Annotated in this window: 1 protein-coding gene; it reads left to right on the plus strand. The window is 77.5% G+C overall.

The features are described from left to right. The coding region (locus tag ACJA3G_RS37670) for an SPFH domain-containing protein (RefSeq protein WP_406557499.1) at positions 1 to 943 on the plus strand (943 nt) is incomplete at both ends.

A 943-nucleotide genomic window follows, 5' to 3' on the forward strand; every position in this document is an offset into this window, starting at 1 on the left:
CTTCCGGCGCCCTTGCGGCCCGCCACGCCGTCCGACCCCGACCTCGTCGAGCGGGACGGGCCCGTGGTGCCGGGGGTGGTGGCGGTGGTCGCGGGGCTGGCCGCGCTGGCGGGGTGCGCGGCGCTCGTCTGGTCGGCCGGGCTGCTCCCGGCGGCGGTGACCGAGGGGCTGCGGCTGCCCCCGTACCCACGTGGTGGCGGCCTCGTCGGTATGGGTCCGGCGCGCTGGGCGCTCCTCGTGCTCGGCGCCGCGGTGGTGGTGGTCTGCTTCGGCGGGCTCGGGCGCGGCCGGGTCGGGAGCGCCTGGGTGCTCTCGCTCTGCGGCGACTACCGGGGGAGCGTGCGGCGCACGGGGCTGGTGTGGATGAACCCGCTGCTGCTGCGCCGACGGGTCGACGTACGGCTGCGGCACTGGCGCAGCGAGCCGATGCCCGCGGTCGACGCGGACGGCACCGCGCTGCTGGCCGTGGTGCTGGTGGTGTGGCGGGTCGGGGACACCGCGCGGGCGGCGCTCGCGGTCGAGGACCACGTGCGCTATCTGCGCGACCAGGTGGAGGCGGCGACGGCCCGGGTGCTCTCCCGGCTCCCGGCCGACGCCTTCCACGAGGACGCCCCGACCCTGCGCGACACGGAGGCCGTCGGGGACGCGCTGACCCGGCTGCTGAAGGCGGAGGCGGAGCCGGTGGGGATCGAGGTGTACGCGGCCCAGCCGACCCGGATCGAGTACGCGCCGGAGGTGGCGGCGGCGATGCGGCGCCGGCGGGTCGCCGCGATCGACGCCCGGCACCGGGACGCCGTGCTGAGCTCGGTGGTGGACGCGGTCGACGACACGGTGGCCCGGCTCACCTCGCGCGGTCTGGTGGACCTGGACGACTACGAGCGCCGGGTGCTGGTCAAGGACCTGACGGTGGCGTTCTACACGGGCGGGGGCGTCGCCCGGGAGG

This window comes from Streptomyces sp. YS-3 (genome assembly GCF_045257485.1).
GTDB lineage: Bacteria > Actinomycetota > Actinomycetes > Streptomycetales > Streptomycetaceae > Streptomyces.